Origin of the sequence: Pseudomonas sp. A-1, assembly GCF_004801855.1 — a bacterium.
Classification (GTDB): Bacteria; Pseudomonadota; Gammaproteobacteria; order Pseudomonadales; family Pseudomonadaceae; genus Geopseudomonas.
Genome location: NZ_SSTC01000034.1, coordinates 20,458 through 44,655, shown reverse-complemented (window position 1 = coordinate 44,655; position 24,198 = coordinate 20,458). Strand labels below are relative to the sequence as shown.

Sequence of the window (24,198 nt, the reverse complement as noted above, 5' to 3'; positions counted from 1 at the left end):
CGCGACAGGCCGCCGTGGGTGGCGAACTGGCCCATCAGCACGAACAGCGGAATCACCGCCAGGTCGTAGTTGGACAGGCGCGAGTAGGCCAGGTTGTTGAGGGTGAACAGCAGCGAGGACAGGTCGCCGTCGTTGACCGCGAGGAAGCAGGCGGCACCGCCGATCAGCATGGTGATGCCGATGTGCACGCGCAGGGCCAGCAGGGTGAGGGTGATGGCCAGGGCAATCAGGCCGAGACTCAGACCGCTCATGCGCGACCTCCACGGAACATGTCGATGATGCGGGCCAGCGAGCACAGCGCCAGCAGGACAAGGCTGGGCACGATGCACATCAGCGGGATCCACAGCGGGATCGACAGCAGGGTGGAGACGTCGCCGTACTCCATGTTGTCGAACATCTGCAGGCCGGTGCGCCAGGCCAGGATCAGCGCGGCGACCAGGCACAGCAGGTGGGCGAAGCCGTCCAGGGTGCGCTGCACCAGCGGGGAAGCCTTCATGGTGAAGGCGTCGACCTTGATGTGGGTACCACGCAGCTCGCACAGCGGCAGGAAGGCGGCGATGGCGATGGAGGCGCCGATTTCCATCAGCTCGATGTCGCCGCGGATCGGCGTGTTGAACAGCTTGCGGCCGATGATCGATATCAGCGACATGTTGATGAGCAGCAGCAGGACCAGACCGCCGGCCAGGGCGAAGCCCTGGGCGACGTAATGCAGAACACGGCGGAAGACGCCGTGTTCTGCGGTCAGGCCGCTCTCGAAGGACAGCGACTCATTCATTTTGTGTATTACCGAGTAGCGGAGGACAGGTTGCGTGCGCCTTCCACGAGCGCCTTGCCGTCGATTCCGTTCTCGCTTGCATCCTTGGCCCAGACATCGGCGACGCCGGCAGCGGCGTCCTGCATGGCCTTGTAGGCGTCTGCGTCGATGGCCACGCGGCTTTCGGCCGGAGCGGCGTTGCGGGCGGCATCCATCGCCTTGTCCCAGGCGGTGGCGAAGCGGTCGTTCAGCGCCGGGCCGCTGTTGCGGTCGATGATTTCCTGCAGGTCCTTGGGCAGGCTGTCGAACTTCTTCTGGTTCATCAGCATGGTCAGCACGGTGTAGCCGATGGCGTGCTGGCCTTCCGGTGCGACGCTGTGGAACTCGGTAACTTCGTCGAGCTTGGTGGCCGGAACCACTTCCCAGGAGGCCAGGGCGCCGTCGACCACGCCCTTGGAGATGGCTTCGGTCATCTGCGCCGGCGGCATGCTCACCGGAGTGGCGCCGAGGGCTTCCACGGTCTTGGCCGCGGTGCGGCTGGAGGCGCGCAGTTTCAGGCCCTTGAGGTCCTCGAGGGTCTTCACCGCCTTGCCGCGAGTGTGCAGGTCCATGCCGCCGTCGCCGAACACGGAGAGCACCTTGTAGCCCTTGAAGTCGTCCTTGGCGTACTGCTCGTAGAACTTCCAGATGATGTCGTTACCGGCCTTGCCGCCGTAGGGCAGCATGAACGGCAGTTCGAGAACCTCGACGCGCGGGAACTTGCCGGCGGAGTAGGCCGGGGCGGTCCAGACAATGTCGGCCACGCCGTTGCGCGCCATGTCGGCCAGCTTGGCGGGGGTGCCGCCCAGCTGCATCGACGGGTACAGCTGGCACTTCAGGCGGTCATTGGACTCCTGGCGCAGCTGTTCGCACCACGGCTCGATGATGTTGACCTGGGCGTTGGAGGTGGACGGCAGGAAGTGGCCGACCTTCAGGGTGTAGCTGTCGGCGGCCTGGGCAGCAGAGGCGGCGCCGATGGCGGCAGCGAGGGCAACGAGTTTCAAGGTTCTCATGGGATACTCCCGTGTTTTTGTTGTCCCCAGATTAGTAACATGTTAATCGAATGATTGCATCAAAAATCTGCTGGGCATTCGACGGACGCTTACGGGCTCTGGGTGACGGGTGGCTCAGGTGAAGTGCCGGTGCCGCGCGTGCATGCCCCGCAGGCCCGGGAAAGCGTAGCCGAGCCTGCTGGCATGCGCCTCTCCGCGAGGCACGAACAGTCGTTTCATCTGCGGCGCCCGCGGTTGCTGCCTCCGCCAGGGAGGTGGATGGCATGGCCGGGGCCACGTGGTGAGCGTTCGCGGGCGCGTTTCGTTAACAAGTTAACGCTGCAATCGTGTGACAGCCGGGGTGGAGCGTCAAGCCATCCGAAAGGAGGGGGGAGGGGGGGATTGTTGTTGTGAAAATTCCGTTCATGCTTGACTTGACGGTTATTTCGCGGTTTTTAGAAGCGGAAGTTCGTTAGGGTGTCGCCCATCGCCGATCGAGAATTTGGTTGTTAACATCTTAATCGGATGGTAAAAGGCGCGTCCGGTTCGCCAGGAAGCTGCCAGCCTGGCGGACGAAACTTCGATTGATCGAATAAGTCCCCGTGGAGACAAAAAAACAATGATCAGGACCTCTCAGCGCTCGAAACTGGCCCTTGGCATCCTCGCTGCCGCCATGGCCGTCCCTGCCGTATCCCAGGCTGCTCTGGTCGAAGACAGCAAGGCGAGCCTCGAGCTGCGCAACATGTATCTGAACCGTGATTTCCGTTCGAACACCGCTGTGGTGAATCCGTCCTACGGGGAAACCTGGGGTCAGGGCTTCATCGCCAAGTTCGAATCCGGCTTCACCGAAGGCGCGGTCGGCGTGGGCGTTGACGCCATCGGCATGCTGGGCGTCAAGCTGGACTCCGGCAAAAGCCGTACTGCCGGCAACATGCTGCCAGTGGGTGCCGATGGCGTGCCGGACGACGAGTACAGCGAGCTGGGCCTGACCGCAAAAGCGCGTCTCTCCAAGTCGGTTCTGCGCGTGGGTACCCTGCAGCCGGTCCTGCCGGTGGTGCAGTACAACAATACCCGTCTGCTGCCGGGTAGCTACACCGGCGGCATGCTGACCTCCCAGGAGATCGACGGCCTGACCCTGAATGTCGGTCGTCTGACCGAGTACAACCTGCGTGACTCCAGCAACAACGAGGAGTTCGCCTCCAATATCGATAACTTCGACTTCGCCGGTGGCAGCTACGTCTTCAACCCGCAACTGACCGCCAGCTACTACTACGGCGACTACGACAACGCCTACAAGCAGCACTTCGGTGGCCTGGTGCACAAGCTGCCGCTGGGCGAAGGTATGAGCCTGACCTCCGATCTGCGCTACTTCGGCTCGAAGGATCAGGGCGACCAGGCTCTGGGTATCATCGACAACGACATGTACCAGGGCATGTTCACCCTGGGCGTCGGTGCGCACAAGTTCGGCGCCGGCTACCAGAAGCTGAAAGGTGACGGTGCTTTCCCGATCATTCAGGGTTCCGATCCGTACAGCATCAACCTGGTCACCTACTGGATCTTCACTCTCCAGGAAACCGACGCCTGGCAGGTCCGTTACGACTACGACTTCGCCTCGGTTGGCATTCCGGGTCTGGCCTTGATGGCTCGCTACGTCAACGCCGACGACATCGAAACTGCCGCCAGCAACAACGGCAAGCAGTGGGAGCGCGACACCGATCTGGTCTACACCCTGCAGGACGGCACTCTGAAGGGGCTGCGCTTCCATCTGCGCAACACCACCTTCCGCGCCAGTGACGTGGCCGGGGCTATCGGTCGCGACGTCGACGAAAACCGCGTGATCGTCAGCTACACCCTGCCGCTGCTCTAACCCGCAGCCGGTAGTCCGAAAGGCCCGCCCTCACCGGCGGGCCTTTTCGTTTCCGGCGCCTGCCTCCTCGCGTTCGCCCTCGCGGCTGCGGTATTCGCTGGGCGTCATGCCCGCCTCGCGACTGAAGAAGCGGGTGAAGTAGGCCGGGTCCTTGAAGCCGAGCTGGTAGCCGATCTCGTTGACCGAGCTGGCGGTGAACAGCAGCAGGCGCCGCGCTTCCTGCATCAGCCGCTCGTGCACCAGGCGCTTGGACGGCAGGTCGGCGATGCGCCGGCAGATGTCGTTGAGGCGCGCCTCGGTGACGCCCATCGCCTCGGCGTAGCGCGACAGCGGCCAGTGCTTGCGATAGTGGTCCTCGATCAGCGCGTTGAAGCGGTGGAAAATCTGCAGGTTGTCGTGGCGCACGTGCTGGTTCTTCACCGGCTCGGCGGCCAGGCGCAGCAGGGTGATGAAGATCAGCTGGGTCAGCGCGTGCAGGCTGGCCTGGCGCGCCACCCGGTGCTGGGCGAACTCCTCGGCGAGCATGGCGAACAGGCGGTCGAGGCGCTCGATCTCGCCGGCGTAGCTGGCGTCCAGCGAGCCGAGTGCCACGCAGGTCGGCGACACCAGACGCGGCTCGCCCGACTGGCTCAGATGCGCCTCGAGCAGCGGCCAGACCAGCTGCTGGCGCACGGTCAGAACATGGCCTTCACTATCCGGATGAGTGACGAAGGCATGCGGGATGGTCGGCGGGGTGAGGAAGAACAGCGGGGCGCTCTCGCTGTACTGCCGGTCGTCGAGATAGACCCGCGCCGCGCCGCTGGTCACGTAGTGGACCTGGAAGAAGCGGTCGTGGCGGTGCACCGGCATGTTGCGGCCGAAGAAGTCGGCCAGCTTGCCGAGGGCCTCGTAGTGCACGTCCTCGTCGGCATATCTTTGGTCGTAGACCTGGCCGATGTTGATGTTCGGAATGGGCTCGTTTTCCCGCATGATCCGCGGCCTCCCGCCTGTTCTGGGCTGTTTTTCATGATACCGCGCCGTGACCGGGCGATGCCGAGGGTCTTGACCACGATTAACATGTTAATTATAAAGTTCACATGTTAACTGGCCGTCGCCCGACGGTGGTCATGGTGAGTGCCGGGTCCTGTCCGCAGGGGCCGGTTTATCCAACTGGTCTGTGGAGAAGAGCTGGCATGCGCCGAGCGATGATTGAAGTGGACGGCAAGGTCCTCGAGGCGACGGTCGACGAGAATGGTCAACCGTCCGTGAATGGCCAGGCCGTCAAGCCTGACGCCTGGAAAGCGCCGTTCAGCGGCACCGTGTTCGGCATCGCGCTGAACTACCAGGGCCTGCTGGACAGCAAGATTGCCGAGTTCAACCAGGATCCGTACAAGACTCCGCCGAAGACCCCGGTGCTGTACATCAAGACCCCGAACACCGTGGTCGGCCACGAAGGCAACATCGTCTTCCCGGCCGGCGTCGACGCCATCCAGGCGGGACCTGCGCTGGGCGTGGTGATCGGCAAGCGCGCCAGCCGCGTCTCCGAGGCCGAGGCCATGGACTACGTCGGCGGCTACACCGCGGTCAACGAAGTCACCCTGCCGGAAGTCAGCTTCTACCGCCCGGCGGTCAAGGCCAAGTGCCGCGACACCTTCTGCCCGGTCGGCCCGGTGGTGGTCGATGCCGCCGACATCGCCGATCCGCACGCCCTGGAGATCAGGCTGCTGGTCAACGGCGAAGTCCGCCAGCAGAACAGCACCGCCAACTTCGTGCGCTCGATCCCCGAGCTGATCAGCTTCCTCAGCCAGTTCATGACCTTCGAGCCGGGTGACCTGATCATCACCGGCGTGCCGGAAGGTCGCGTCGACATCGCCGTCGGCGACAAGGTCGAAGTCGAAATCGCCGGCGTTGGTCGCCTCAGCAACACCGTGGTCGCGGAATAAGGAGCCGGAACATGAAACACGCACGCATCCGTTACCAGGGCGAAGTCCACAACGTCGCCGTCGAAGACGACAACGCCGTCCGTCTGGCCGATGGCACCCTGCTGGCCGAAGACCAGGTCGAGTGGCTGCCGCCGGCCACCGGCAGCATGTTCGCCCTCGGTCTGAACTACGCCGACCACGCCGCCGAGCTGGCGTTCAAGGCGCCGACCGAGCCGCTGGTGTTCATCAAGGCGCCGAACACCTACACCGGCCACCGCCAGATCACCTGGCGTCCGGACAACGTCGCCTACATGCACTACGAGTGCGAGCTGGTGGCGGTGATCGGCAAGACCGCGCGCAACGTCAAGCGCGAGGACGCCCTGGACTACGTCGCCGGCTACACCGTCTGCAACGACTACGCCATCCGCGACTACCTGGAGAACTACTACCGGCCGAACCTGCGGGTGAAGAACCGCGACTGCACCACCCCGGTCGGCCCGTACATCATCGACCGCAGCCAGATCGCCGACCCGCAGAACCTCAAGCTGCGCACCTGGATCAACGGCGAGCTGCGCCAGGAAGGCACCACCGCGGACATGATCTTCGACATCCCGTTCCTGATCGAATACCTGTCCGCGTTCATGACCCTGCAGCCGGGCGACATGATCGCCACCGGCACTCCGGAAGGCCTGGCCGACGTGGTCCCGGGCGACGAAGTGGTCGTGGAAGTGGAGGGCGTCGGTCGCCTCGTCAACACCATCGTCAGCGAAGCCGATTTCTTCGCTGCCAAGAATGCCGCAGTAGCCAAGTGAGGGTTAAGCAATGATCAAGCATTGGATCAACGGCCGTGAGGTCGAGAGCAAAGAAGTCTTCGAGAACCTGAACCCGGCTACCGGCGAAGTGATCTGCGAAGTGGCCAGCGGCGGCGCCGAGGAAATCGCCCAGGCCGTGGCCGCGGCCAAGGAAGCCTTCCCGAAGTGGGCCAACACCCCGGCCAAGGAACGCGCCCGCCTGATGCGCAAGCTGGGTGAGCTGATCGACCAGAACGTGCCGAAGCTGGCCGAGCTGGAGACCCTGGACACCGGTCTGCCGATCCACCAGACCAAGAACGTGCTGATCCCGCGCGCCTCGCACAACTTCGAGTTCTTCGCCGAGGTCTGCACCAACATGAACGGTCACACCTACCCGGTGGACGACCAGATGCTCAACTACACCCTGTACCAGCCGGTCGGCGTGTGTGGCCTGGTGTCGCCGTGGAACGTGCCGTTCATGACCGCCACCTGGAAGACCGCGCCGTGCCTGGCGCTGGGCAACACCGCGGTGCTGAAGATGTCCGAGCTGTCGCCGCTGACCGCCAACGAGCTGGGCCGCCTGGCCCTGGAAGCCGGCATCCCGGCCGGCGTGCTCAACGTGGTGCAGGGCTACGGCGCCACCGCCGGCGACGCCCTGGTCCGCCACAACGACGTGCGCGCCATCTCCTTCACCGGCGGCACCGCCACCGGCAAGAAGATCATGGAAACCGCCGGCCTGAAGAAGTACTCCATGGAACTGGGCGGCAAGTCGCCGGTGCTGATCTTCGACGACGCCGATCTGGATCGCGCCCTCGACGCCGCGCTGTTCACCATCTTCTCGCTGAACGGCGAGCGCTGCACCGCAGGCTCGCGGATCTTCATCCAGGAAACCGTCTACGACAAGTTCGTCGCCGAGTTCGCCGCCCGCGCCAAGCGCCTGATCGTCGGCGATCCGCAGGATCCGAAGACCCAGGTCGGCTCGATGATCACCAAGGCGCACTACGACAAGGTGACCGGCTACATCAAGATCGGCATGGAAGAGGGCGCCAACCTGGTCGCCGGTGGCCTGGAGCGTCCGGCTAACCTGCCGGCCCACCTGGCCAAGGGCAACTTCATCCAGCCGACCGTGTTCGCCGACGTCGACAACCGCATGCGCATCGCCCAGGAAGAGATCTTCGGCCCGGTGGTCTGCCTGCTCAAGTTCAAGGACGAGGCCGAGGCGCTGCGCCTGGCCAACGACGTCGAGTACGGCCTGGCCTCCTACATCTGGACCCAGGACATCGGCAAGGCCCACCGTCTGGCCCGCGGCATCGAGGCCGGCATGGTGTTCATCAACAGCCAGAACGTGCGCGACCTGCGTCAGCCGTTCGGCGGCGTGAAGGCCTCGGGCACCGGTCGCGAAGGCGGCGAGTACAGCTTCGAGGTGTTCGCCGAGATCAAGAACGTGTGCATCTCCATGGGCAGCCACCACATCCCGCGCTGGGGCGTCTGAGGCAGCCACTAGCGACCGTCTGACGGTCGCCCGCGTCGGAACGGGCAGCTCCCCTCGGGGACTGCCCGTTTTCGGCCATGCACCCCCCGAATCATCGCCGCGTGCGCCGCGCGCATGAGGCCGCAAGGAGAATCGTCATGGGCAAACTTGCTCTGGCTGCCAAGATCACCCACGTTCCCTCCATGTACCTGTCCGAGCTGCCCGGCCCGCGCCAGGGCTTCCGCAAGGCGGCCATCGACGGCCACATCGAGATCGCCCGCCGCTGCCGCGAGCTGAACGTGGACACCATCGTGGTGTTCGACACCCACTGGCTGGTCAACGCCAACTACCACATCAACTGCGGTCCGCACTTCAAGGGCCTGTACACCAGCAACGAGCTGCCGCACTTCATCAGCAACATGGAGTACGAGTTCCCGGGCAACCCGGAGCTGGGCCGCCTGCTGGCCGCCGAGGCCAACCGCCTGGGCGTGGAGACCATGGCCCACGACGCCACCACCCTGGCGCCGGAGTACGGCACCCTGGTGCCGATGCGCTACATGAACGCCGACCAGCACTTCAAGGTGGTCTCGGTTTCGGCGCTGTGCACCTCCCACTATCTGGCCGACAGCGCCCGCCTGGGCTGGGCCATGCGCAAGGCCGTGGAAGAGCACTACGACGGCACCGTGGCCTTCCTCGCCAGCGGCTCGCTGTCGCACCGCTTCGCCCAGAACGGCCAGGCGCCGGAGTTCGCCACCAAGATCTGGAGCCCGTTCCTCGAGACCCTCGACCACCGCGTCATCCAGATGTGGGAAGAGGGCGACTGGGAAACCTTCTGCGCCATGCTGCCGGAGTACGCGGTCAAGGGTCACGGCGAAGGCTTCATGCACGACACCGCGATGCTGCTCGGCGCGCTGGGCTGGAGCAAGTACGACGCCAAGGCCGAAGTGATCACCCCCTACTTCGCCGCCTCCGGCACCGGCCAGATCAACGCCGTGTTCCCGGTCACCCCGCAGGACGGCTCGACCATCCCGGCGGCGCAGGCCTCCAACCCCGACTTCATCGCCGCCAGCCGCCTGTAAGGAGCGCTGCCATGCCCCATCTGGTCCTCTACTACAGCCCCGACCTCGAACGCGACGTCGACGTCGGTTCCCTGTGCCGCGAGCTGGCCGACTGCATGCTCGAACAGCGCGACGAGAACGGCCGCCAGGTGTTCCCCACCGGCGGCACCCGCGTGCTGGCCTACCCGGCGGCGCACGCGGCGATCGCCGACGGCAAGGGCGACTACGGCTTCTTCTACGCCAACCTGCGCATGGGCTGCGGCCGCAGCGCGGCGGTGCACCAGCAGGTCGGCGACAGCCTGCTGGCGGTGCTGCGCGCGCGCCTCGACGGCCTGCTGGCCCAGCGCCCGATCGGCGTGACCCTGCAGATCGACGAAAGCAGCGCGCAGGTCTATGACGCCAAGCACAGCACCCTGCACCCGCTGTTCACCAAGAATTGAAAGCTCCAAGAATCGAGAGTTCCGAGGTCTTCATGTTTGACGCCCAACTGATCCAGCAAGCTGCCGAGCGCCTCGACACCGCCGAGCGTACCGGCGAGCAGATCCGCCAGTTCTCCCTGGAGAACCCGGACATGACCATCGCCGACGCCTACGCCATCCAGCGCGCCTGGGTCGAGAAGAAGATCGCCGGCGGCCGCAAGATGATCGGCCACAAGATCGGCCTGACCTCGCGCGCCATGCAGGTGTCCTCCAACATCACCGAGCCGGACCACGGCGTGCTGCTCGACGACATGCAGTTCGAGGAAGGCTCCGACATCCCGATGAGCCGCTTCATCGTGCCGCGCGTCGAGGTCGAGCTGGCGTTCATCCTCGGCAAGCCGCTGAGCGGCCCGAACTGCACCATCTTCGACGTGCTGGACGCCACCGAGTACGTGATCCCGGCGCTGGAGATCATCGACGCGCGCATCCACAACGTCGATCCGGAGACCGGCATCACCCGCAAGGTGTTCGACACCATCTCCGACAACGCCGCCAACGCCGGCATCGTCCTCGGTGGCCGCGCCATCCGTCCGCACGACGTCGACCTGCGCCGCGTGCCGGCGATCCTCTACCGCAACGGCGTGATCGAGGAGTCCGGCGTGTCCGCCGCGGTGCTCAACCACCCGGCCAAGGGCGTGGCCTGGCTGGCCAACAAGTTGGCGCCCTACGGCGTGAGCCTGGAGCCGGGGCAGATCATCCTCGGCGGCTCGTTCACCCGCCCGGTGGCGGCCAAGGCCGGCGACACCTTCCATGTCGACTATGACATGCTGGGTTCCATCTCCTGCCGCTTCGTCTGAGGAACCCGTCATGCAGATGCCCGTCAACACCTTCAAGCAGCGCCTGAGCGCCGAACAGCAGATCGGCCTGTGGGTCGGCCTGGCCGATCCGTACTGCGCGGAGCTGGCGGCCAACGCCGGTTTCGACTGGCTGCTGCTCGACGGCGAGCACGCGCCCAATGACCTGCGCGGCCTGCTCGGCCAGCTGCAGGCGGTGGCCCCGTATCCGAGCCAGGCGGTGATCCGTCCGCCGATCGGCGATTCGGTGGTCATCAAGCAGCTGCTCGACATCGGCGCGCAGACCCTGCTGGTGCCGATGGTCGAGTCGGCCGAGCAGGCTGCCGAGCTGGTGCGCGCCATGCACTACCCGCCCAAGGGCATCCGCGGCGTCGGCGCCGCCCTGGCGCGCGCCTCGCGCTGGAACAACATCGCCACCTACCTGGCCGAGGCCGACGAGCAGATGTGCCTGCTGGTCCAGGTGGAAAGCCTCAAGGGCCTGGAGAACCTCGACGCCATCGCCGCGGTCGAGGGCGTCGACGGCGTGTTCATCGGTCCGGCCGACCTGTCGGCGGCCATGGGCCACCGCGGCAACCCGGGCCATCCGGAGGTGCAGGCGGCCATCGAGGGTGCCATCGCGCGCATCCGCGCCGCCGGCAAGGCCGCCGGCATCCTCAGCGCCGACGAGAAGCTGGCCCGCCGCTATCTGGAGCTGGGCTGCGCCTTCGTCGCCGTGGGCGTCGACACCAGCCTCTTGATGCGCTCGCTCAAGGCCCTGGCCGCCAACTTCAAGGGTACTGCACCGGCGCCGGCCGCGCCCGGCAGCAGCGTCTACTGACTTCCTTTCGAGAGATTCGCCATGCAACTGACCGATAGCACCCTGCTGCGCACCCAGGCCTTCATTGGCGGGGAGTGGGTCGACGCCGACGACGGCGCCACCTTCGCGGTGACCAACCCGGCCGACCTGTCGCCGATCTGCAACGTCGCCTCCGTGGGCGCCGTGGAAACCGAGCGCGCCATCGCCGCCGCCGAAGCCGCCCTGCCGGCCTGGCGCGCCAAGACCGCCAAGGAGCGCTCGGCGCTGCTGCGCAAGTGGTTCGAGCTGATGATGGCCAACCAGGAAGACCTGGCCCGCCTGCTCAGCTGGGAACAGGGCAAGCCGCTGACCGAGAGCCGCGGCGAGATCGCCTACGGCGCCAGCTTCATCGAATGGTTCGCCGAGGAAGCCAAGCGCATCTACGGAGACGTGATCCCCCACGACAAGCAGGGCCGCCGCCTGGTGGTGATCAAGCAGCCGATCGGCGTGGTCGCCGCGATCACCCCGTGGAACTTCCCCAACGCGATGATCACCCGCAAGGCCGGCCCGGCGCTGGCCGCCGGCTGCACCATCGTCATCAAGCCGGCCTCGGAAACCCCGCTGTCGGCGCTGGCCCTGGCCGAACTGGCCAGCCGTGCCGGCATCCCGGCCGGCGTGGTCAACGTGGTCACCGGCAACGCCCGCGCCATCGGCGGCGAGCTGACCCGCAACCCGAGCGTGCGCAAGCTGTCGTTCACCGGCTCCACCGGCATCGGCAAGATGCTGATGGCGCAGTGCGCCGACACCATGAAGAAGGTCAGCATGGAGCTGGGCGGCAACGCGCCGTTCATCGTCTTCGACGACGCCGATCTGGACGCCGCGGTGGCCGGCGCCATGGCCTCCAAGTACCGCAACAGCGGCCAGACCTGCGTGTGCACCAACCGCATCCTGGTGCAGGACGGCGTGTACGACGAGTTCGCCAAGCGTCTGGTGGCCGCGGTCAACGCGCTCAAGGTCGCCCCGGCCCACGAGGCCGGCGCCGAGCAGGGCCCGCTGATCAACGCCAAGGCGGTGGCCAAGGTCGAGGAGCACATCGCCGACGCCGTTGCCAAGGGCGCCAAGGTGCTGGCCGGCGGCAAGCCGCACGCACTGGGCGGCAGCTTCTTCGAGCCGACCGTGCTCGGCGAGGTGACCCCGGCGATGCTGGTGGCGCGCGACGAGACCTTCGGCCCGCTGGCGCCGATCTTCCGCTTCAAGACCGAAGCCGAAGCCATCGCCATGGCCAACGACACCGAGTTCGGCCTGGCCTCCTACGTCTACACCCGCGACCTGGGCCGCGCCTGGCGGGTCAGCGAGGCGCTGGAGTACGGCATGGTCGGCGTCAACGAGGGTATCATCTCCACCGAGATCGCCCCGTTCGGCGGCATCAAGGAGTCCGGCACCGGTCGCGAAGGCTCCAAGTACGGCATCGACGACTATGTCGAGATGAAGTACATGTGCCTGGGCATCGGTAACTGAGAGCCCGTTCGCCTTCTGTGGTAAAACATGGCGCCGCTCCGGATGGAGCGGCGTCGTGTCGTTTTTGTAGGAACATCATGGCCGCCATGCCCAAACAAGATCCGTCCCTGACCCTGGCCCTGCTGCAGGCGCGCGAAGCGGCGATGAGCTTCTTCCGCCCGCTGCTCAACCAGCATGACCTCACCGAACAGCAGTGGCGGGTGATCCGCATCCTCAGCCAGTACCCGCACGGCGAACTGGAAAGCCACCAGCTGGCGGAGATGGCCTGCATCCTGCGTCCGAGCATGACCGGCGTGCTGGTGCGCCTGGAGCGCGACGGCCTGGTGCGCCGCTGGAAGCCGGTCAACGACCAGCGCCGCCTGTGCGTCAGCCTGACCCCCAAGGGCAGCGCGCTGTTCGAGGAAATGAGCGGCGAGATGGCCCGCCAGTACAAGGAAATCCAGCGCCAGTTCGGCCCGGAGAACTTCCAGACCCTGATGCGCCTGCTCCAGGAACTGGCGAGGATCGAGCCCGGCGCGCCCAACGGGCGCAAGAGCGCCTGACGCTATACCGACTCCCGACAACAACAAGCCGAATCCGAGGTGTCCGATGCTGCGCAACCAACCGTCCCTGTCCCTCGACCTGGCCCTGCTGGCCATGCCCGCCGCGCTCGCCGAGGCGCGCCGCCTGGGCGTGCGGGTCAGCCTGTCGATCGTCGACGCCAGCGGCCAGCTGCTCAACCTGGCGCACATGGACGGCGCGCCGGCGCCGAGCCGCGATATCGCCCATGACAAGGCCTGGACCGCCGCCGGCTTCGGCCTGGCCACCAGCGCCTGGGAAGAGCGCCTGGCCAGCATGCCGCCCAGCGTGCGCGACGGCCTGCTGCAGCGTCCGCGCCTGGCCATGTTCGGCGGCGGCGTGCCGGTGAAGGTCGACGGGGTGGTGGTCGGCGCCATCGGCGTGTCCGGCGCCACCGCGGCGCAGGACGAGCAGTGCGCCCAGGCCGGCGTCGCGGTGATCCTCGCCGCGCTCAAGCAGTAATTCCGCGTAGGCGTAGGTCGGGTCAGGCCTCCGGCCGTAACCCGACATGGATGCCGCAGGCATCCCCATCACCCGGGTCCGATGGCCGGCCTGTCGGCCGGCACGTCGGGTTACGCCGCGTTGCGGCTAACCCGACCTACCGCTGATCGCTCTGCGGCGTGACCCGCAGCACTTCCTCGACGGTGGTCTGCCCGCTGGCGACCTTCTGCGCGCCGGACAGGCGCAGGCTGCGCATGCCCTCCTTGAACGCCTGGCGGCGCAGCGCGGCGAGGTCGGTGTCGGCGTGGATCTGCTGCCTCAGGCCGTCGCTCATCAGCATGATCTCGTAGACCCCGGCGCGGCCGCGGTAGCCGGTGTCGCGGCATTCGTTGCAGCCCACCGCGCGCATGGCGCCGCCCGGCAGTGGCGCGCTCCACGGCCGGGTCAGCTCCTGCCAGTCGGCGGCGTCGAGCGTGTGCGGCGCCTTGCAGTGCGGGCACAGGGTGCGTACCAGGCGCTGGGCCATCACGCCGAGGATGGTGGCCTTGAGCAGGTAGTGCGGCACGCCCAGCTCGAGCAGGCGGCTGATCGCGCTGGGCGCGTCGTTGGTGTGCAGGGTGGACAGCACCAGATGGCCGGTCAGCGCCGCCTGGATGGCCATCTCGGCGGTCTCCAGGTCGCGGATCTCGCCGACCATGATGATGTCCGGGTCCTGGCGCATCAGCGCGCGCACGCCGCTGGCGAAGGTCAGCTCGATGTTGTGCTGCACCTGCATCTGGTTGAACGCCGGCTCGATCATCTCGATCGGGTCCTCGATGGTGCAGACGTTCACCTCCTCGGTCGCCAGCTGCTTGAGGGTGGTGTACAGGGTGGTGGTCTTGCCCGAGCCGGTCGGCCCGGTGACCAGGATGATGCCGTTGGGCTGCGCGGTCATGCTCTGCCAGCGGCGCAGGTCGTCGGCGGAGAAGCCGAGCTTGTCGAAGCCCTTGAGCAGCACCTCGGGGTCGAAGATGCGCATCACCAGCTTCTCGCCGAAGGCGGTGGGCAGGGTGGAGAGGCGCAGCTCGATCTCGCCGCCGTCGGGGGACTTGGTCTTCACCCGGCCGTCCTGCGGCTTGCGCTTCTCCGCCACGTTCATCCGCCCGAGGCTCTTCAGGCGGCTGACGATGGCCATGATCACCTGCGGCGGGAACTGGTAGACGTTGTGCAGCACGCCGTCGATGCGAAAGCGCACGGTGCCCTGCTCGCGGCGCGGCTCGATGTGGATGTCGCTGGCGCGCTGCTGGAAGGCGTACTGGAACAGCCAGTCGACGATGGTGACGATGTGCGCGTCGTTGGCGTCCGGCTCGCCGTCCGCCGCGCCCAGATTGAGCAGCTGCTCGAAGTTGCCGACCCCGCTGATCTTCTGCTCGGAGGCCGAGGCGCCGCTGACCGAGCGCGCCAGGCGGTAGAACTCCTGGGTGAAGCGCTGCAGGTCCGCCGGGTTGGCCACCACGCGGCGGATGCTGCGCTTGAGCACGTGGGTGAGGTTGGCCTCCCAGCTGGTGACGAACGGCTGGGCGCTGGCGATGGTCACGCTCTCGCTGTCCACCGCCACGGCGAGGATCCGGTGGCGCTGGGCGAAGGCGTGCGACATCAGCGGGGTGACCGCGGCGACGTCGATCTTCAGCGGGTCGATGCGCAGGTAGGGCTGCCCGGCGTACTCGGCCAGCCATTGGGTCAGACTCTCCAGGTCGAGCTTGCGTCCCGGTCGGGCGCGGTCGTCGAGCTGCTGGGCGGCGAGGAACTCCAGCGGGTGCTGCTGGGTGTTGAGGCTGCTGCGGCGGATGGCCAGGCACTGCTCGGCCTCCGCCTGGTCGATGCGCCCCCGCTGGATCAGTTCGCGCAGCAGGTCGTTGAGGTCGAGCCAGCGGTCCTGGACGGGCGTGGTCATGGCGGTCATCGGATTCCTCGGGCGGGCAGCTGGAGCAGGGCGCCAGCATGCCGGGAAACGCCAGGGCTGTCGCCGGGGTGGATCATGTTTCGGGTGATCGACCTTGCCGTAGGGCGCCCTGCGCACCCGCGCACGGTGGGTGGTGCGCGCGGCGCACCCTACGGGTGTCGGCGCCTTACTTCAGGGCCTTCCAGCCCCTGAGCATCCACACGGTCTGCACCTGCGCGGCGCGCGCCTGCAGCACTTCCTCGTCGGCCGGGCGGTTGGCCAGCTCGACCAGCTTGTGCAGCTCGCCGTACAGGCGGTCGGCCTCGGGGATGTCCAGCACGCCGCGGGCCGGACGCAGCCAGGCGGCCATGCGCTCCAGGCGCGGCAACTGTTCGGCCAGGTCGTAGGGCTGGCGCTGGTAGCGCTCCAGCGGCAGGGCGGCGATCTCCTCGCCCAGCTGGCGGGCCAGCCAGCGGCCGAAGGCGGCGGCGCCGGCACGCTGGCCGCGCTCGTTGCGCTGCTCGGTCCAGGCGCGGCTGAGCAGCCAGCGCGAGGCCTGCAGCGAGAACAGCCCCCAGCGCGTCTGCCCGAGTTCCTCGGCGAACTGCTCGGGAGCGGCCTGGCGCACGGCGTCGTCGTCCTGGCCGGCCTGCACGTGCGGGCGCCAGTCCTCGAGCAGGGCATCCAGCGCTTCGCGCAGCTCGCGCGAGCTGGCGCGCGGCGCGGCCTGGCCGAGGCTGCCGAGCAGGGCGCGCAGGTCGATGAGCTGCTGCAGCCACTGCTCCAGCAGCTTCCAGTGGCCGTTGAAGCGGTACTGCTCGGCCAGTCGCTGGCTGTTGCCCAGCAGTTGCCAGGCCAGCGCGGCGAAGGCGTCGTCCAGCGTCATGGCCGCGTCGAGCGCCGGCTCCGGCAGGCTGACGCTGTAGCAGGCCGGGTCGAACAGCCGGTAGCCGCGCTCGGCCTTGCTGATGTCGCAGGGCATCAGCGGCAGGGTGGCGGCCAGTTCGGCGGCCAGCTCCAGCAGCGCGGCGGGCTCGCCCTCGCGCAGCTCCAGCTCCAGCTCGCAGATTTCCTCTTCCTGCTTGCCGGCGATCACCTTGCCCAGATCCAGCGCAGCCTCGATCACCACCTTGGCCTTGCCGCGGCCCCAGGCGATCTCGGCCCGGTCGCGGACGAAGTCGGTGGTGAAGATCGGCTTGAGGCTCTTCTTGTCCAGCCCGGCCAGCTCGGCCGGCCAGCACTCGTCGGTCAGCTTCTTCAGGTCCAGCCTGGCCTTGTCCAGGTACCAGTCCCACTCGTTGCGCTCGGACAGCCCGGCGACGCTCTGGCCGCGGCTCTTCAGGGTCTGGATGTGCTGCTCGCCGTCGCGGCGCAGGCGCAGGGCGACGCGGGCGCGGGCCAGGTCGCGCTCGGGGGTGTCGAAGTACTGGTTGAACAGCTCGGCGTGCTGCCAGCCGCTCTTGTTGCGCTTCTTCAGCAGCGGGTGCTCGCGCAGGGCGGCGAGGGTGGCGCGACTGGCGCGCAGCTTGATTTCGGTTTCCTTGACCATCATCGACTCACAGGTGGTTGAGCCGCATCGGGCGGCCATAAAGGGAAAGGGGGCCGAAGCCCCCTCTCGAGATCACCACGGCATTATCGCTCAGACGAACAGCTTGCTGCCCACCCAGAAGAAGGCGGCGCTCAGTGCCATCGACGCCGGCAGGGTCAGCACCCAGGCCATCAGGATGGTGCGGATGGTGCCGCCCTGCAGGCCGCTGCGGTTGGCGACCATGGTGCCGGCCACGCCGGAGGAGAGGATGTGGGTGGTCGACACCGGCAGGCTGTAGACGTTGGCCATGCCGATGGCGAACACGGCGGTGACCTGGGCGCACATGCCCTGGGCGTAGGTCATGCCCTGCTTGCCGATCTTCTCGCCGACGGTGCGCACCACGCGCTTCCAGCCGATCATGGTGCCGATGCCCAGCGCCAGGGCCACGGCGAGGATCACCCAGAAGGGCGCATACTCGGTGGTGGCGGTGAGGTCCTTGCGCAGCTTCTCGAGGTCGGTCTTCTCGGCCTTGGACAGGCCCTCGAGCTTGCCGACCTTCTTCGCCGTGTCGTCCAGGCACAGCAGGTAGCGGCGCACCTGGATGCGGTTCTCGGCCGGCATGTCCTGGTAGTTGGTGATGCCTTCGAAGTCGTGCAGCAGGGCGGCGATGGTCGGCTCGGTGAGCTTGGGATCGCAGCGGAAGTGCTTGGGTAGCTCGGTGGTGCGGTTCTTGCCGAGGGCCAGGTAGTCCTGCAGTTGCGTGTGGTTGCGGTCGTAGAACTGCTGCAGGTGGATGGCGGCGTCGCGGGTGCGCTCGATCTGGTAGGTGGTGCTGCCCTGGTCGAGAACGAACTTGGCCGGGACGATGCCGATCAGCACCAGCATGATCAGGCCGATGCCCTTCTGACCGTCGTTGGAACCGTGCACGAAGCTCATGCCCATGGCCGAGAGGATCAGCACCAGGCGGTTCCAGAACGGCGGATGCTTCTTGCCCTTGTGCTGCGAGCGGATGTGCGGGGTGTCGTGCATCTTGTTGACCGGGAAGCGCTTGCGCAGCAGCAGCAGCAGCAGGGCGGCGATGCTGAAGCCGGCCAGCGGCGAGAAGATCAGCGACATGCCGATGTCGATGGCCTTCTGCCAGTTCACCCCGTCACCCAGCGGGATGTCGGTGAGCATGGCGTTGGCCAGGCCGACGCCGAGGATCGAGCCGATCAGGGTGTGCGAGCTGGAAGCCGGGATGCCGAAGTACCAGGTGCCGAGGTTCCAGGCGATGGCCGCGGTGAGCAGGGCGAACACCATCACCAGGCCGCTGCCGGTGTCGACGTTGATCAGCAGCTCCACCGGCAGCAGGTGGACGATGGCGTAGGCGACGCCGACGCCGCCGAGCAGCACGCCGAGGAAGTTGAAGATGCCCGAGAAGATCACCGCCAGATGCGGCGGCATCGCGTTGGTGTAGATCACCGTGGCTACCGCATTGGCGGTGTCATGGAAACCGTTGATGAACTCGAAGCTGAGGACGAATAAGAGGGCGAGGATCAGGCTGACCACGACCCAGGCATCCAGTCCGCTGAAGAGATCGAACATGAAGGTTTTCTTGCGGTTTTGTTGGGGGCGCGATTATGCCAGAAGGCCGTGCGGACCGTATGGCCTTCTGCCCGGAGGCGGCGAAACACCTGCATACGCTTGCGTGCAGGGGAGTTTTGCCGTCGGCTGAGCGGGATGTCACGAAAGCTTTATAATCAGGATTCTTTCCAACAGGGTCTCACCCATGCCGATCAATCCCTTCGTCAGTCTGTTCGGGCGCTCCCCCATCGGGCCGATGCAACAGCACATCGCCAAGGCGCACGAGTGCGCTGCGAATCTCCTGCCATTCTTCCAGGCCGTCGTCGCCGAGGACTGGCCGCGGGTCGAGCAGATCCAGCAGGAGATGTCGCGCCTCGAGCAGGAAGCCGACAAGCTCAAGAAGAGCGTGCGCATCCACCTGCCCAAGAGCCTGTTCCTGCCGGTGCCGCGCTCGGATCTGCTGGAGCTGCTCAGCGTGCAGGACAAGGTGGCCAACCGCGCCAAGGACATCGCCGGCCTGATGCTGGGCCGCCAGATGACCATTCCCGGTCCGTTGCAGCCCTTGATGCTGGCCTACGTGCAGCGCACCGTCGATGCCAGCGCCCAGGCGCTGAAGGCGATGAACGAGCTGGACGAGCTGCTCGAGACCGGCTTCGCCGGCCGCGAGGCGACCCTCGTGGAGAAGATGGTCGAGGAGATCGAGGTCATCGAGCACGACACCGACCGCCTGCAGGTCGAGGTGCGCCGCGGCCTGTTCAAGCTGGAGAAGGACCTGCCGCCGGTCGACGTGATGTTCCTCTACCAGATCATCGAATGGATCGGTGACGTGGCCGACCGCGCCGAGCGGGTCGGCAACCGTCTGGAGCAACTGCTGGCGCGCTGATGCGCCGGTGTTCTGTCTGGGATCAACGAGAAACCTCCTATGTCTCTTATTGCGGATTACGGCTTCGTACTCCTCGTACTCGCCTGCGCCTTCGGCTTCTTCATGGCCTGGGGCGTCGGCGCCAACGACGTGGCCAACGCCATGGGCACCTCGGTCGGCTCGCGCGCGCTGACCATCAAGCAGGCGATCCTGATCGCCATGGTCTTCGAGTTCTGCGGTGCCTACCTCGCCGGCGGCGAGGTGACCGAGACCATCAAGAACGGCATCGTCGATGCCGAGGCCATCTCCCCCGACCTGATGGTGCTGGGCATGATGTCGGCGCTGCTGGCGGCCGGCACCTGGCTGCTGGTGGCCACCGCCAAGGGCTGGCCGGTGTCCACCACCCACTCCATCGTCGGCGCGGTGATCGGCTTCGCCGCGGTCGGCGTGTCGATGGACGCGGTGCAGTGGGGCGCCATCGGCCCGATCGTCGCCAGCTGGGTGGTCACTCCGTTCCTCTCCGGCCTGGTCGCCTTCGGCCTGTTCGTCAGCGTGCAGAAGCTGATCATCGACACCGACGAGCCGTTCCGCAACGCCAAGCGCTTCGTGCCGTTCTACATGTTCCTCACCGGTTTCATGGTCGCGCTGATGACCGTGACCAAGGGCCTCAAGCACGTCGGCCTGCACCTTTCCAGTGGCCAGGGCCTCCTGCTGGCGCTGGGCATCGGCGTGCTGGTGATGCTGCTCGGCATGGCCATCCTCTCCCGCATCCAGGTGGATGCCGAGGCGGACAAGGGCTTCCACTACGCCAGCGTGGAGAAGGTGTTCGCCGTGCTGATGGTGTTCACCGCCTGCTCGATGGCCTTCGCCCACGGCGCCAACGATGTGGCCAACGCAGTCGGTCCGCTGGCCGGGATCGTCGGCGTGATCCAGTCCGGTGGCGACATGGCGGTCGGCGCCAAGTCGGCGGTGCCGGGCTGGGTGCTGCTGCTCGGTGCCGTCGGCATCGTCATCGGTCTGGCCACCTACGGCTACAAGGTGATCGCCACCATCGGCAAGGAGATCACCGAACTGACCCCCAGCCGCGGCTTCGCCGCCGAGCTGGCCACCGCCTCCACCGTGGTCGGCGCCTCGGCCATCGGCCTGCCGGTGTCCACCACCCACACCCTGGTCGGCGCCGTGCTGGGCATCGGCCTGGCCCGCGGCATCGGCGCGCTGAACCTCGGCGTGATCGGGCGGATCTTCATGTCGTGGATCATCACCCTGCCGGCCGGCGCCATCCTGGCGATCCTGTTCTTCGAGATCCTCCAGGCGATCTTCGCCTGATCCGGCCGCCGCGCCTGCCCGTGCGGGCGCGGCGGTTTCCCCCTCGGCCCGCGCGGCCTATCATGCAAGGCACTGTTTCCGGAGTGCCGCCATGCCCCTTCCCAGCCTCAAGCAGCAGTTCGCCGAGCTGATCGCCCTGCCGACGGTGAGCTGCACCCAGCCCAGCCTCGACCAGCCCAACCGCCCGCTGATCGAGCGCCTGGCCGGCTGGCTGACCGACCTCGGCTTCGCCTGCGAGATCCAGGACATCGCCCCCGGCAAGGCCAACCTGCTGGCGACCTACGGCTCCGGTCCCGGCGGCCTGGTGCTGGCCGGGCACAGCGACACCGTACCCTTCGACGCCGCGCTGTGGCGGAGCGACCCGCTGGCCCTGCGCGAGGCCGACGACCGCTGGTATGGCCTGGGCGTGTGCGACATGAAGGGCTTCTTCCCGCTGATCATCGAGGCGGTCAAGCCGCTGCTCGACCGGCCGTTCCGCCAGCCGCTGCTGATCCTCGCCACCTGCGACGAGGAAAGCTCGATGAGCGGCGCGCGCGCCCTGGCCGAGGCCGGCCGCCCGCTGGGCCGCGCCGCGGTGATCGGCGAGCCGACTGGCCTCAAGCCGATCCGCCTGCACAAGGGGGTGATGATGGAGCGCATCGACATCCATGGGCAGAGCGGCCATTCCTCCGACCCGACGCTCGGGCGCAGTGCGCTGGAGGCCATGCACGCGGCGATCGGCGAGCTGCTCGCCCTGCGCGGCCAGTGGCAGAAGGAGTTCAGCAACCCGCTGTTCAACGTGCCGCAGCCGACCCTCAATCTGGGCTGCATCCACGGCGGCGACAATCCCAACCGCATCTGCGGCCAGTGTGCCCTGGAGTTCGACCTGCGCCCGCTGCCGGGCATGGACCCCGAGCAGCTGCGCGCGGCGATCCGCGCCAAGCTGCAGCCGCTGGCCGAGCAGCGCGGCGTGCGCATCGACTACGGGCCGATCTTCCCCGGCGTGCCGCCGTTCGAGCAGGCGGCGGACAGCGAGCTGGTGCGCCTGGCCGAGCGCCTCACCGGCCAGGCGGCCGAGGCGGTGGCCTTCGGTACCGAGGCGCCCTACCTGCAGCAGCTCGGTTGCGAGACCATCGTCCTCGGCCCCGGCGACATCGCCTGCGCCCACCAGCCGGACGAGTACCTCGACCTGGCGCGCATCGCGCCGACCGTCGAGCTGCTGCGCCAGCTGATCGGGCATTATTGCCTCGACGCCCAACCGACGCCGCCGGCGCGAACTTGATCCGATCGCACCCACGCTCCCGCGTGGGTGCGTCGCCCGGGACGCTCGGCGTCCGCTTTTTCATGGCCGGGGACGCCTAGCGTCCGGGCCGGGTGCCTGCGCCGGAGCATCGGCACCCCCAGTACCCACAGGCAGGTTCTTCATGCACGACTACGTCAACTGGCTGCGCCACGCCACCCCCTACATCAACGCCCACCGCGACCGCACCTTCGTGGTCATGCTGCCGGGCGAGGGGGTCGAGCACCCCAACTTCGCCAACATCGTCCACGACCTGGTGCTGCTGCACAGCCTCGGCGTGCGCCTGGTGCTGGTCCACGGCTCGCGTCCGCAGATCGAGGCGCGCCTCGCCGCCCGCGGCCTGGCGCCGCGCTACCACCACGGCCTGCGGGTCACCGACGGGCCTACCCTGGAATGCGTGGTCGAAGCGGTCGGCGGCCTGCGCCTGGGCATCGAGGCGCGCCTGTCGATGGACATGGCCGCCTCGCCGATGCAGGGCGCGCGCCTGCGCGTGGCCGGCGGCAACCTGGTCACCGCGCGGCCGATCGGCGTGGTCGACGGCGTCGACTACCAGCACACCGGCCTGGTGCGACGCATCGACCGCAAGGGCATCGAGCGCCTGCTCGACGAGCGGCGCATCGTCCTCTTGTCGTCGCTGGGCTACTCGCCGACCGGCGAGATCTTCAACCTGGCCTGCGAGGACGTGGCGATGAGCGCGGCCATCGACCTGCAGGCCGAGAAGCTGATCCTGTTCGGCGCCGCCCGCGGCCTGCTCGACGAGGCCGGCCAGTTGGTCCGCGAGCTGCGCCCGCAGCAGGTGCCGCCGCACCTGGCGCGCCTCGGCAGCGACTACCAGGGCGAGTTGCTCGACGCCGCTGCCCAGGCCTGCCGCGGCGGCGTGCGGCGCAGCCACATCGTCAGCTACGCCGAGGACGGCGCGCTGCTCAACGAGCTGTTCACCCGCGACGGCGCCGGCACCCTAGTGGCCCAGGAGCAGTTCGAGCAGCTGCGCGAGGCGGGCATCGACGACGTCGGCGGCCTGCTCGAGCTGATCCGCCCGCTGGAGGAGCAGGGCATCCTGGTGCGCCGCTCGCGCGAGGTGCTGGAGCGCGAGATCGGCCAGTTCAGCATCGTCGAGCGCGACGGCCTGATCATCGCCTGCGCCGCGCTCTATCCGGTGCCGGACTCCGACTGGGGTGAGCTGGCCTGCCTGGCCGTGCACCCCGAATACCGCCAGGGCGGGCGCGGTGACCAGCTGCTCGAACGCATCGAGCAGCGCGCCCGCGCCCAGGGCCTGAAGACCCTGTTCGTGCTCACCACCCGCACCGCCCACTGGTTCCAGGAGCGCGGCTTCAAGCCGTGCAGCGTCGACCGCCTGCCGCCGGCGCGCGCTTCGCTGTACAACTTCCAGAGGCAGTCGAAGGTGTTCGAGAAGCCGCTGTAGCGCCCGTCGCCGCCGGGACCGGTGTCCCGGCGCGCGGACTGTCCCGATTTCGGGATGGTGTTTCCTGATGTTTTATCTTGTTGTGTGAAATGGTCGTCCTTATCCTTGACGAGCAGGCCATGTTTTTGACGAAACGGAGTGCTGGAAGCCATTGCCGAATCACATGGTCGTGATTTTTTGACGGATCGCGTTTCGCCGAGGATGCTTCGATGACTGTGTTCAGGATGTTGCTGCCCCTGCTGGTGGCTGTAGTACCGGCTGCTCCCGCCCTGGCCGAGGTTGACAGCTTCATGGAGGCCCTGCGGGTCATCGAGGATCAGGATGGACGCGAGACCTTCGAGGAAGCCAGGTCGGCGCGTCCCGGCGAAGTCATCGAATACCGCCTCACCTACAAGAACAGCGAAAGCACCCCGGTCTCCCAGCTGAAGGTCAAGGGCCCGGTGCCCGCCGGCACCCGCTACGTGGCGGACAGTGCCCGCAGCGACGTGCGCGCACGCCTGCGCTTCAGCCACGACGGTGGCGTCACCTGGCAGGCCGCTCCGCTCAAGCGCAAGGCTGCGGACGGCAAGGGCGAGGAAGTGGTGCCGCCCGAACACTACTCCCACGTGCAGTGGACTGCCGGACAGCCCCTCGAGAAGGGCAAGCCGCAGACCTATTCCTATCGCGTCCAGGTCGCCGAGCCGGAGAAGCCCGGCACGCCCTGACCGCCCGCCGATCGCCCGCCCATAGCCAGGCCGCGCCCCCGCACCGGGGCATGGCGGCCGGCCTGCGCGCGCTTTCCACGCATCCGACCCCGTCGACCGGTTTCCGGCGGCCTGCCCGGCAGGCTGTCCATCCCTGCGCTCGTCGCGACTTCCC

General features: G+C 67.3%; 23 protein-coding genes. 16 read left to right on the top strand and 7 right to left on the bottom strand.

All coding sequences use genetic code 11. The features are described 5' to 3' along the window. From E5198_RS09880 to E5198_RS09870, 3 genes are all read right to left on the bottom strand, one after another. The coding region (locus E5198_RS09880) for a TRAP transporter large permease subunit (protein ID WP_136489830.1) at positions 1-251 on the bottom strand (251 nt) is incomplete at its 3' end. Further along, the gene (locus tag E5198_RS09875) at positions 248-775 is read right to left on the bottom strand and encodes a TRAP transporter small permease (protein ID WP_136489829.1); all 528 of its coding nucleotides are present in this window, start codon (positions 773-775) and stop codon (positions 248-250) included. The genes E5198_RS09880 and E5198_RS09875, both read right to left, overlap by 4 nt. A gap of 8 nt (positions 776-783) precedes the next feature. Beyond that, on the bottom strand, positions 784-1,806 hold the full coding sequence (locus tag E5198_RS09870; RefSeq protein WP_136489828.1) for a TRAP transporter substrate-binding protein: 1,023 nt from the start codon (positions 1,804-1,806) through the stop codon (positions 784-786). Between the two features lie 598 nt (positions 1,807-2,404). On the opposite strand from E5198_RS09870, the gene E5198_RS09865 reads away from it, so the two are divergent. Then, positions 2,405-3,652 (top strand): OprD family porin, encoded by a 1,248-nt coding sequence (locus E5198_RS09865; protein WP_136489827.1) that lies wholly within the window; start codon positions 2,405-2,407, stop codon positions 3,650-3,652. 30 nt (positions 3,653-3,682) lie between these two features. On the opposite strand, the gene hpaA is transcribed toward E5198_RS09865, so the two are convergent. Further along, the gene (gene hpaA / locus E5198_RS09860; RefSeq protein WP_136489826.1) at positions 3,683-4,621 is read right to left on the bottom strand and encodes a 4-hydroxyphenylacetate catabolism regulatory protein HpaA; all 939 of its coding nucleotides are present in this window, start codon (positions 4,619-4,621) and stop codon (positions 3,683-3,685) included. A gap of 203 nt (positions 4,622-4,824) precedes the next feature. On the opposite strand from hpaA, the gene E5198_RS09855 reads away from it, so the two are divergent. From E5198_RS09855 to E5198_RS09810, 10 genes are all read left to right on the top strand, one after another. After that, the gene (locus tag E5198_RS09855) at positions 4,825-5,574 is read left to right on the top strand and encodes a fumarylacetoacetate hydrolase family protein (RefSeq protein WP_136489825.1); all 750 of its coding nucleotides are present in this window, start codon (positions 4,825-4,827) and stop codon (positions 5,572-5,574) included. A gap of 11 nt (positions 5,575-5,585) precedes the next feature. Beyond that, positions 5,586-6,365 carry a fumarylacetoacetate hydrolase family protein gene (locus tag E5198_RS09850; protein WP_136489824.1) on the top strand — a complete coding sequence of 260 codons (780 nt, stop codon included), beginning with the start codon at positions 5,586-5,588 and terminating at the stop codon, positions 6,363-6,365. 10 nt (positions 6,366-6,375) lie between these two features. Beyond that, the gene (gene hpaE / locus E5198_RS09845) at positions 6,376-7,836 is read left to right on the top strand and encodes a 5-carboxymethyl-2-hydroxymuconate semialdehyde dehydrogenase (RefSeq protein ID WP_136489823.1); all 1,461 of its coding nucleotides are present in this window, start codon (positions 6,376-6,378) and stop codon (positions 7,834-7,836) included. 137 nt (positions 7,837-7,973) lie between these two features. Beyond that, positions 7,974-8,894 (top strand): 3,4-dihydroxyphenylacetate 2,3-dioxygenase, encoded by a 921-nt coding sequence (gene hpaD, locus E5198_RS09840; RefSeq protein WP_136489822.1) that lies wholly within the window; start codon positions 7,974-7,976, stop codon positions 8,892-8,894. A gap of 11 nt (positions 8,895-8,905) precedes the next feature. Beyond that, positions 8,906-9,313, top strand: coding sequence for a 5-carboxymethyl-2-hydroxymuconate Delta-isomerase (locus E5198_RS09835; protein ID WP_136489821.1), 408 nt, complete (start codon positions 8,906-8,908; stop codon positions 9,311-9,313). A gap of 32 nt (positions 9,314-9,345) precedes the next feature. Then, positions 9,346-10,149: a 2-oxo-hept-4-ene-1,7-dioate hydratase gene (hpaH, locus tag E5198_RS09830; protein WP_090349862.1), complete on the top strand. Its 804-nt coding sequence runs from the start codon at positions 9,346-9,348 to the stop codon at positions 10,147-10,149. Positions 10,150-10,159: 10 nt separating this feature from the next. After that, on the top strand, positions 10,160-10,963 hold the full coding sequence (gene hpaI / locus E5198_RS09825; RefSeq protein WP_136489820.1) for a 4-hydroxy-2-oxoheptanedioate aldolase: 804 nt from the start codon (positions 10,160-10,162) through the stop codon (positions 10,961-10,963). A gap of 21 nt (positions 10,964-10,984) precedes the next feature. Beyond that, positions 10,985-12,439 carry an NADP-dependent succinate-semialdehyde dehydrogenase gene (gabD, locus tag E5198_RS09820; protein ID WP_136489819.1) on the top strand — a complete coding sequence of 485 codons (1,455 nt, stop codon included), beginning with the start codon at positions 10,985-10,987 and terminating at the stop codon, positions 12,437-12,439. Positions 12,440-12,525: 86 nt separating this feature from the next. After that, on the top strand, positions 12,526-12,981 hold the full coding sequence (gene hpaR / locus E5198_RS09815; protein WP_136489818.1) for a homoprotocatechuate degradation operon regulator HpaR: 456 nt from the start codon (positions 12,526-12,528) through the stop codon (positions 12,979-12,981). 46 nt (positions 12,982-13,027) lie between these two features. Beyond that, positions 13,028-13,459, top strand: coding sequence for a heme-binding protein (locus E5198_RS09810; protein WP_136489817.1), 432 nt, complete (start codon positions 13,028-13,030; stop codon positions 13,457-13,459). 136 nt (positions 13,460-13,595) lie between these two features. Here the strand turns inward: E5198_RS09810 and E5198_RS09805 are convergent, their stop codons facing one another. From E5198_RS09805 to E5198_RS09795, 3 genes are all read right to left on the bottom strand, one after another. Beyond that, the gene (locus E5198_RS09805) at positions 13,596-15,371 is read right to left on the bottom strand and encodes a GspE/PulE family protein (protein ID WP_372239876.1); all 1,776 of its coding nucleotides are present in this window, start codon (positions 15,369-15,371) and stop codon (positions 13,596-13,598) included. Positions 15,372-15,546: 175 nt separating this feature from the next. Then, positions 15,547-16,908, bottom strand: a complete 1,362-nt coding sequence (locus E5198_RS09800; protein ID WP_136489815.1) for an inorganic triphosphatase — start codon at positions 16,906-16,908, stop codon at positions 15,547-15,549. A 90-nt stretch (positions 16,909-16,998) separates the two neighbouring features. Beyond that, positions 16,999-18,471 (bottom strand): inorganic phosphate transporter, encoded by a 1,473-nt coding sequence (locus E5198_RS09795; protein WP_136489814.1) that lies wholly within the window; start codon positions 18,469-18,471, stop codon positions 16,999-17,001. A 184-nt stretch (positions 18,472-18,655) separates the two neighbouring features. Here E5198_RS09795 and E5198_RS09790 point away from each other — a divergent pair, with 184 nt between their 5' ends. The 5 genes from E5198_RS09790 to E5198_RS09770 all read left to right on the top strand — a co-directional run bounded on the left by E5198_RS09790 (position 18,656) and on the right by E5198_RS09770 (position 24,044). After that, a complete protein-coding gene (locus E5198_RS09790) occupies positions 18,656-19,333 on the top strand; it encodes a TIGR00153 family protein (protein ID WP_136489813.1) in 678 nt (225 codons plus the stop codon). A 39-nt stretch (positions 19,334-19,372) separates the two neighbouring features. Beyond that, positions 19,373-20,638, top strand: a complete 1,266-nt coding sequence (locus tag E5198_RS09785) for an inorganic phosphate transporter (RefSeq protein ID WP_136489812.1) — start codon at positions 19,373-19,375, stop codon at positions 20,636-20,638. 91 nt (positions 20,639-20,729) lie between these two features. Then, on the top strand, positions 20,730-21,899 hold the full coding sequence (gene argE / locus E5198_RS09780) for an acetylornithine deacetylase (protein WP_136489811.1): 1,170 nt from the start codon (positions 20,730-20,732) through the stop codon (positions 21,897-21,899). A gap of 142 nt (positions 21,900-22,041) precedes the next feature. Beyond that, the gene (argA, locus tag E5198_RS09775; protein ID WP_136489810.1) at positions 22,042-23,340 is read left to right on the top strand and encodes an amino-acid N-acetyltransferase; all 1,299 of its coding nucleotides are present in this window, start codon (positions 22,042-22,044) and stop codon (positions 23,338-23,340) included. A gap of 209 nt (positions 23,341-23,549) precedes the next feature. Then, entirely contained in the window at positions 23,550-24,044 is a 495-nt protein-coding gene (locus tag E5198_RS09770) for a DUF11 domain-containing protein (RefSeq protein WP_136489809.1), read from the top strand. Positions 24,045-24,198 lie beyond the last annotated feature (154 nt).

Coding starts and splice junctions, on each gene's coding strand:
- E5198_RS09875 (WP_136489829.1), bottom strand. CDS start 775: ATGAATGAGTCGCTGTCCTTCGAGAGCGGCCTGACCGCAGAACACGGC.
- E5198_RS09870 (WP_136489828.1), bottom strand. CDS start 1,806: ATGAGAACCTTGAAACTCGTTGCCCTCGCTGCCGCCATCGGCGCCGCC.
- E5198_RS09865 (WP_136489827.1), top strand. CDS start 2,405: ATGATCAGGACCTCTCAGCGCTCGAAACTGGCCCTTGGCATCCTCGCT.
- hpaA (WP_136489826.1), bottom strand. CDS start 4,621: ATGCGGGAAAACGAGCCCATTCCGAACATCAACATCGGCCAGGTCTAC.
- E5198_RS09855 (WP_136489825.1), top strand. CDS start 4,825: ATGCGCCGAGCGATGATTGAAGTGGACGGCAAGGTCCTCGAGGCGACG.
- E5198_RS09850 (WP_136489824.1), top strand. CDS start 5,586: ATGAAACACGCACGCATCCGTTACCAGGGCGAAGTCCACAACGTCGCC.
- hpaE (WP_136489823.1), top strand. CDS start 6,376: ATGATCAAGCATTGGATCAACGGCCGTGAGGTCGAGAGCAAAGAAGTC.
- hpaD (WP_136489822.1), top strand. CDS start 7,974: ATGGGCAAACTTGCTCTGGCTGCCAAGATCACCCACGTTCCCTCCATG.
- E5198_RS09835 (WP_136489821.1), top strand. CDS start 8,906: ATGCCCCATCTGGTCCTCTACTACAGCCCCGACCTCGAACGCGACGTC.
- hpaH (WP_090349862.1), top strand. CDS start 9,346: ATGTTTGACGCCCAACTGATCCAGCAAGCTGCCGAGCGCCTCGACACC.
- hpaI (WP_136489820.1), top strand. CDS start 10,160: ATGCAGATGCCCGTCAACACCTTCAAGCAGCGCCTGAGCGCCGAACAG.
- gabD (WP_136489819.1), top strand. CDS start 10,985: ATGCAACTGACCGATAGCACCCTGCTGCGCACCCAGGCCTTCATTGGC.
- hpaR (WP_136489818.1), top strand. CDS start 12,526: ATGCCCAAACAAGATCCGTCCCTGACCCTGGCCCTGCTGCAGGCGCGC.
- E5198_RS09810 (WP_136489817.1), top strand. CDS start 13,028: ATGCTGCGCAACCAACCGTCCCTGTCCCTCGACCTGGCCCTGCTGGCC.
- E5198_RS09805 (WP_372239876.1), bottom strand. CDS start 15,371: ATGACCACGCCCGTCCAGGACCGCTGGCTCGACCTCAACGACCTGCTG.
- E5198_RS09800 (WP_136489815.1), bottom strand. CDS start 16,908: ATGGTCAAGGAAACCGAAATCAAGCTGCGCGCCAGTCGCGCCACCCTC.
- E5198_RS09795 (WP_136489814.1), bottom strand. CDS start 18,471: ATGTTCGATCTCTTCAGCGGACTGGATGCCTGGGTCGTGGTCAGCCTG.
- E5198_RS09790 (WP_136489813.1), top strand. CDS start 18,656: ATGCCGATCAATCCCTTCGTCAGTCTGTTCGGGCGCTCCCCCATCGGG.
- E5198_RS09785 (WP_136489812.1), top strand. CDS start 19,373: ATGTCTCTTATTGCGGATTACGGCTTCGTACTCCTCGTACTCGCCTGC.
- argE (WP_136489811.1), top strand. CDS start 20,730: ATGCCCCTTCCCAGCCTCAAGCAGCAGTTCGCCGAGCTGATCGCCCTG.
- argA (WP_136489810.1), top strand. CDS start 22,042: ATGCACGACTACGTCAACTGGCTGCGCCACGCCACCCCCTACATCAAC.
- E5198_RS09770 (WP_136489809.1), top strand. CDS start 23,550: ATGACTGTGTTCAGGATGTTGCTGCCCCTGCTGGTGGCTGTAGTACCG.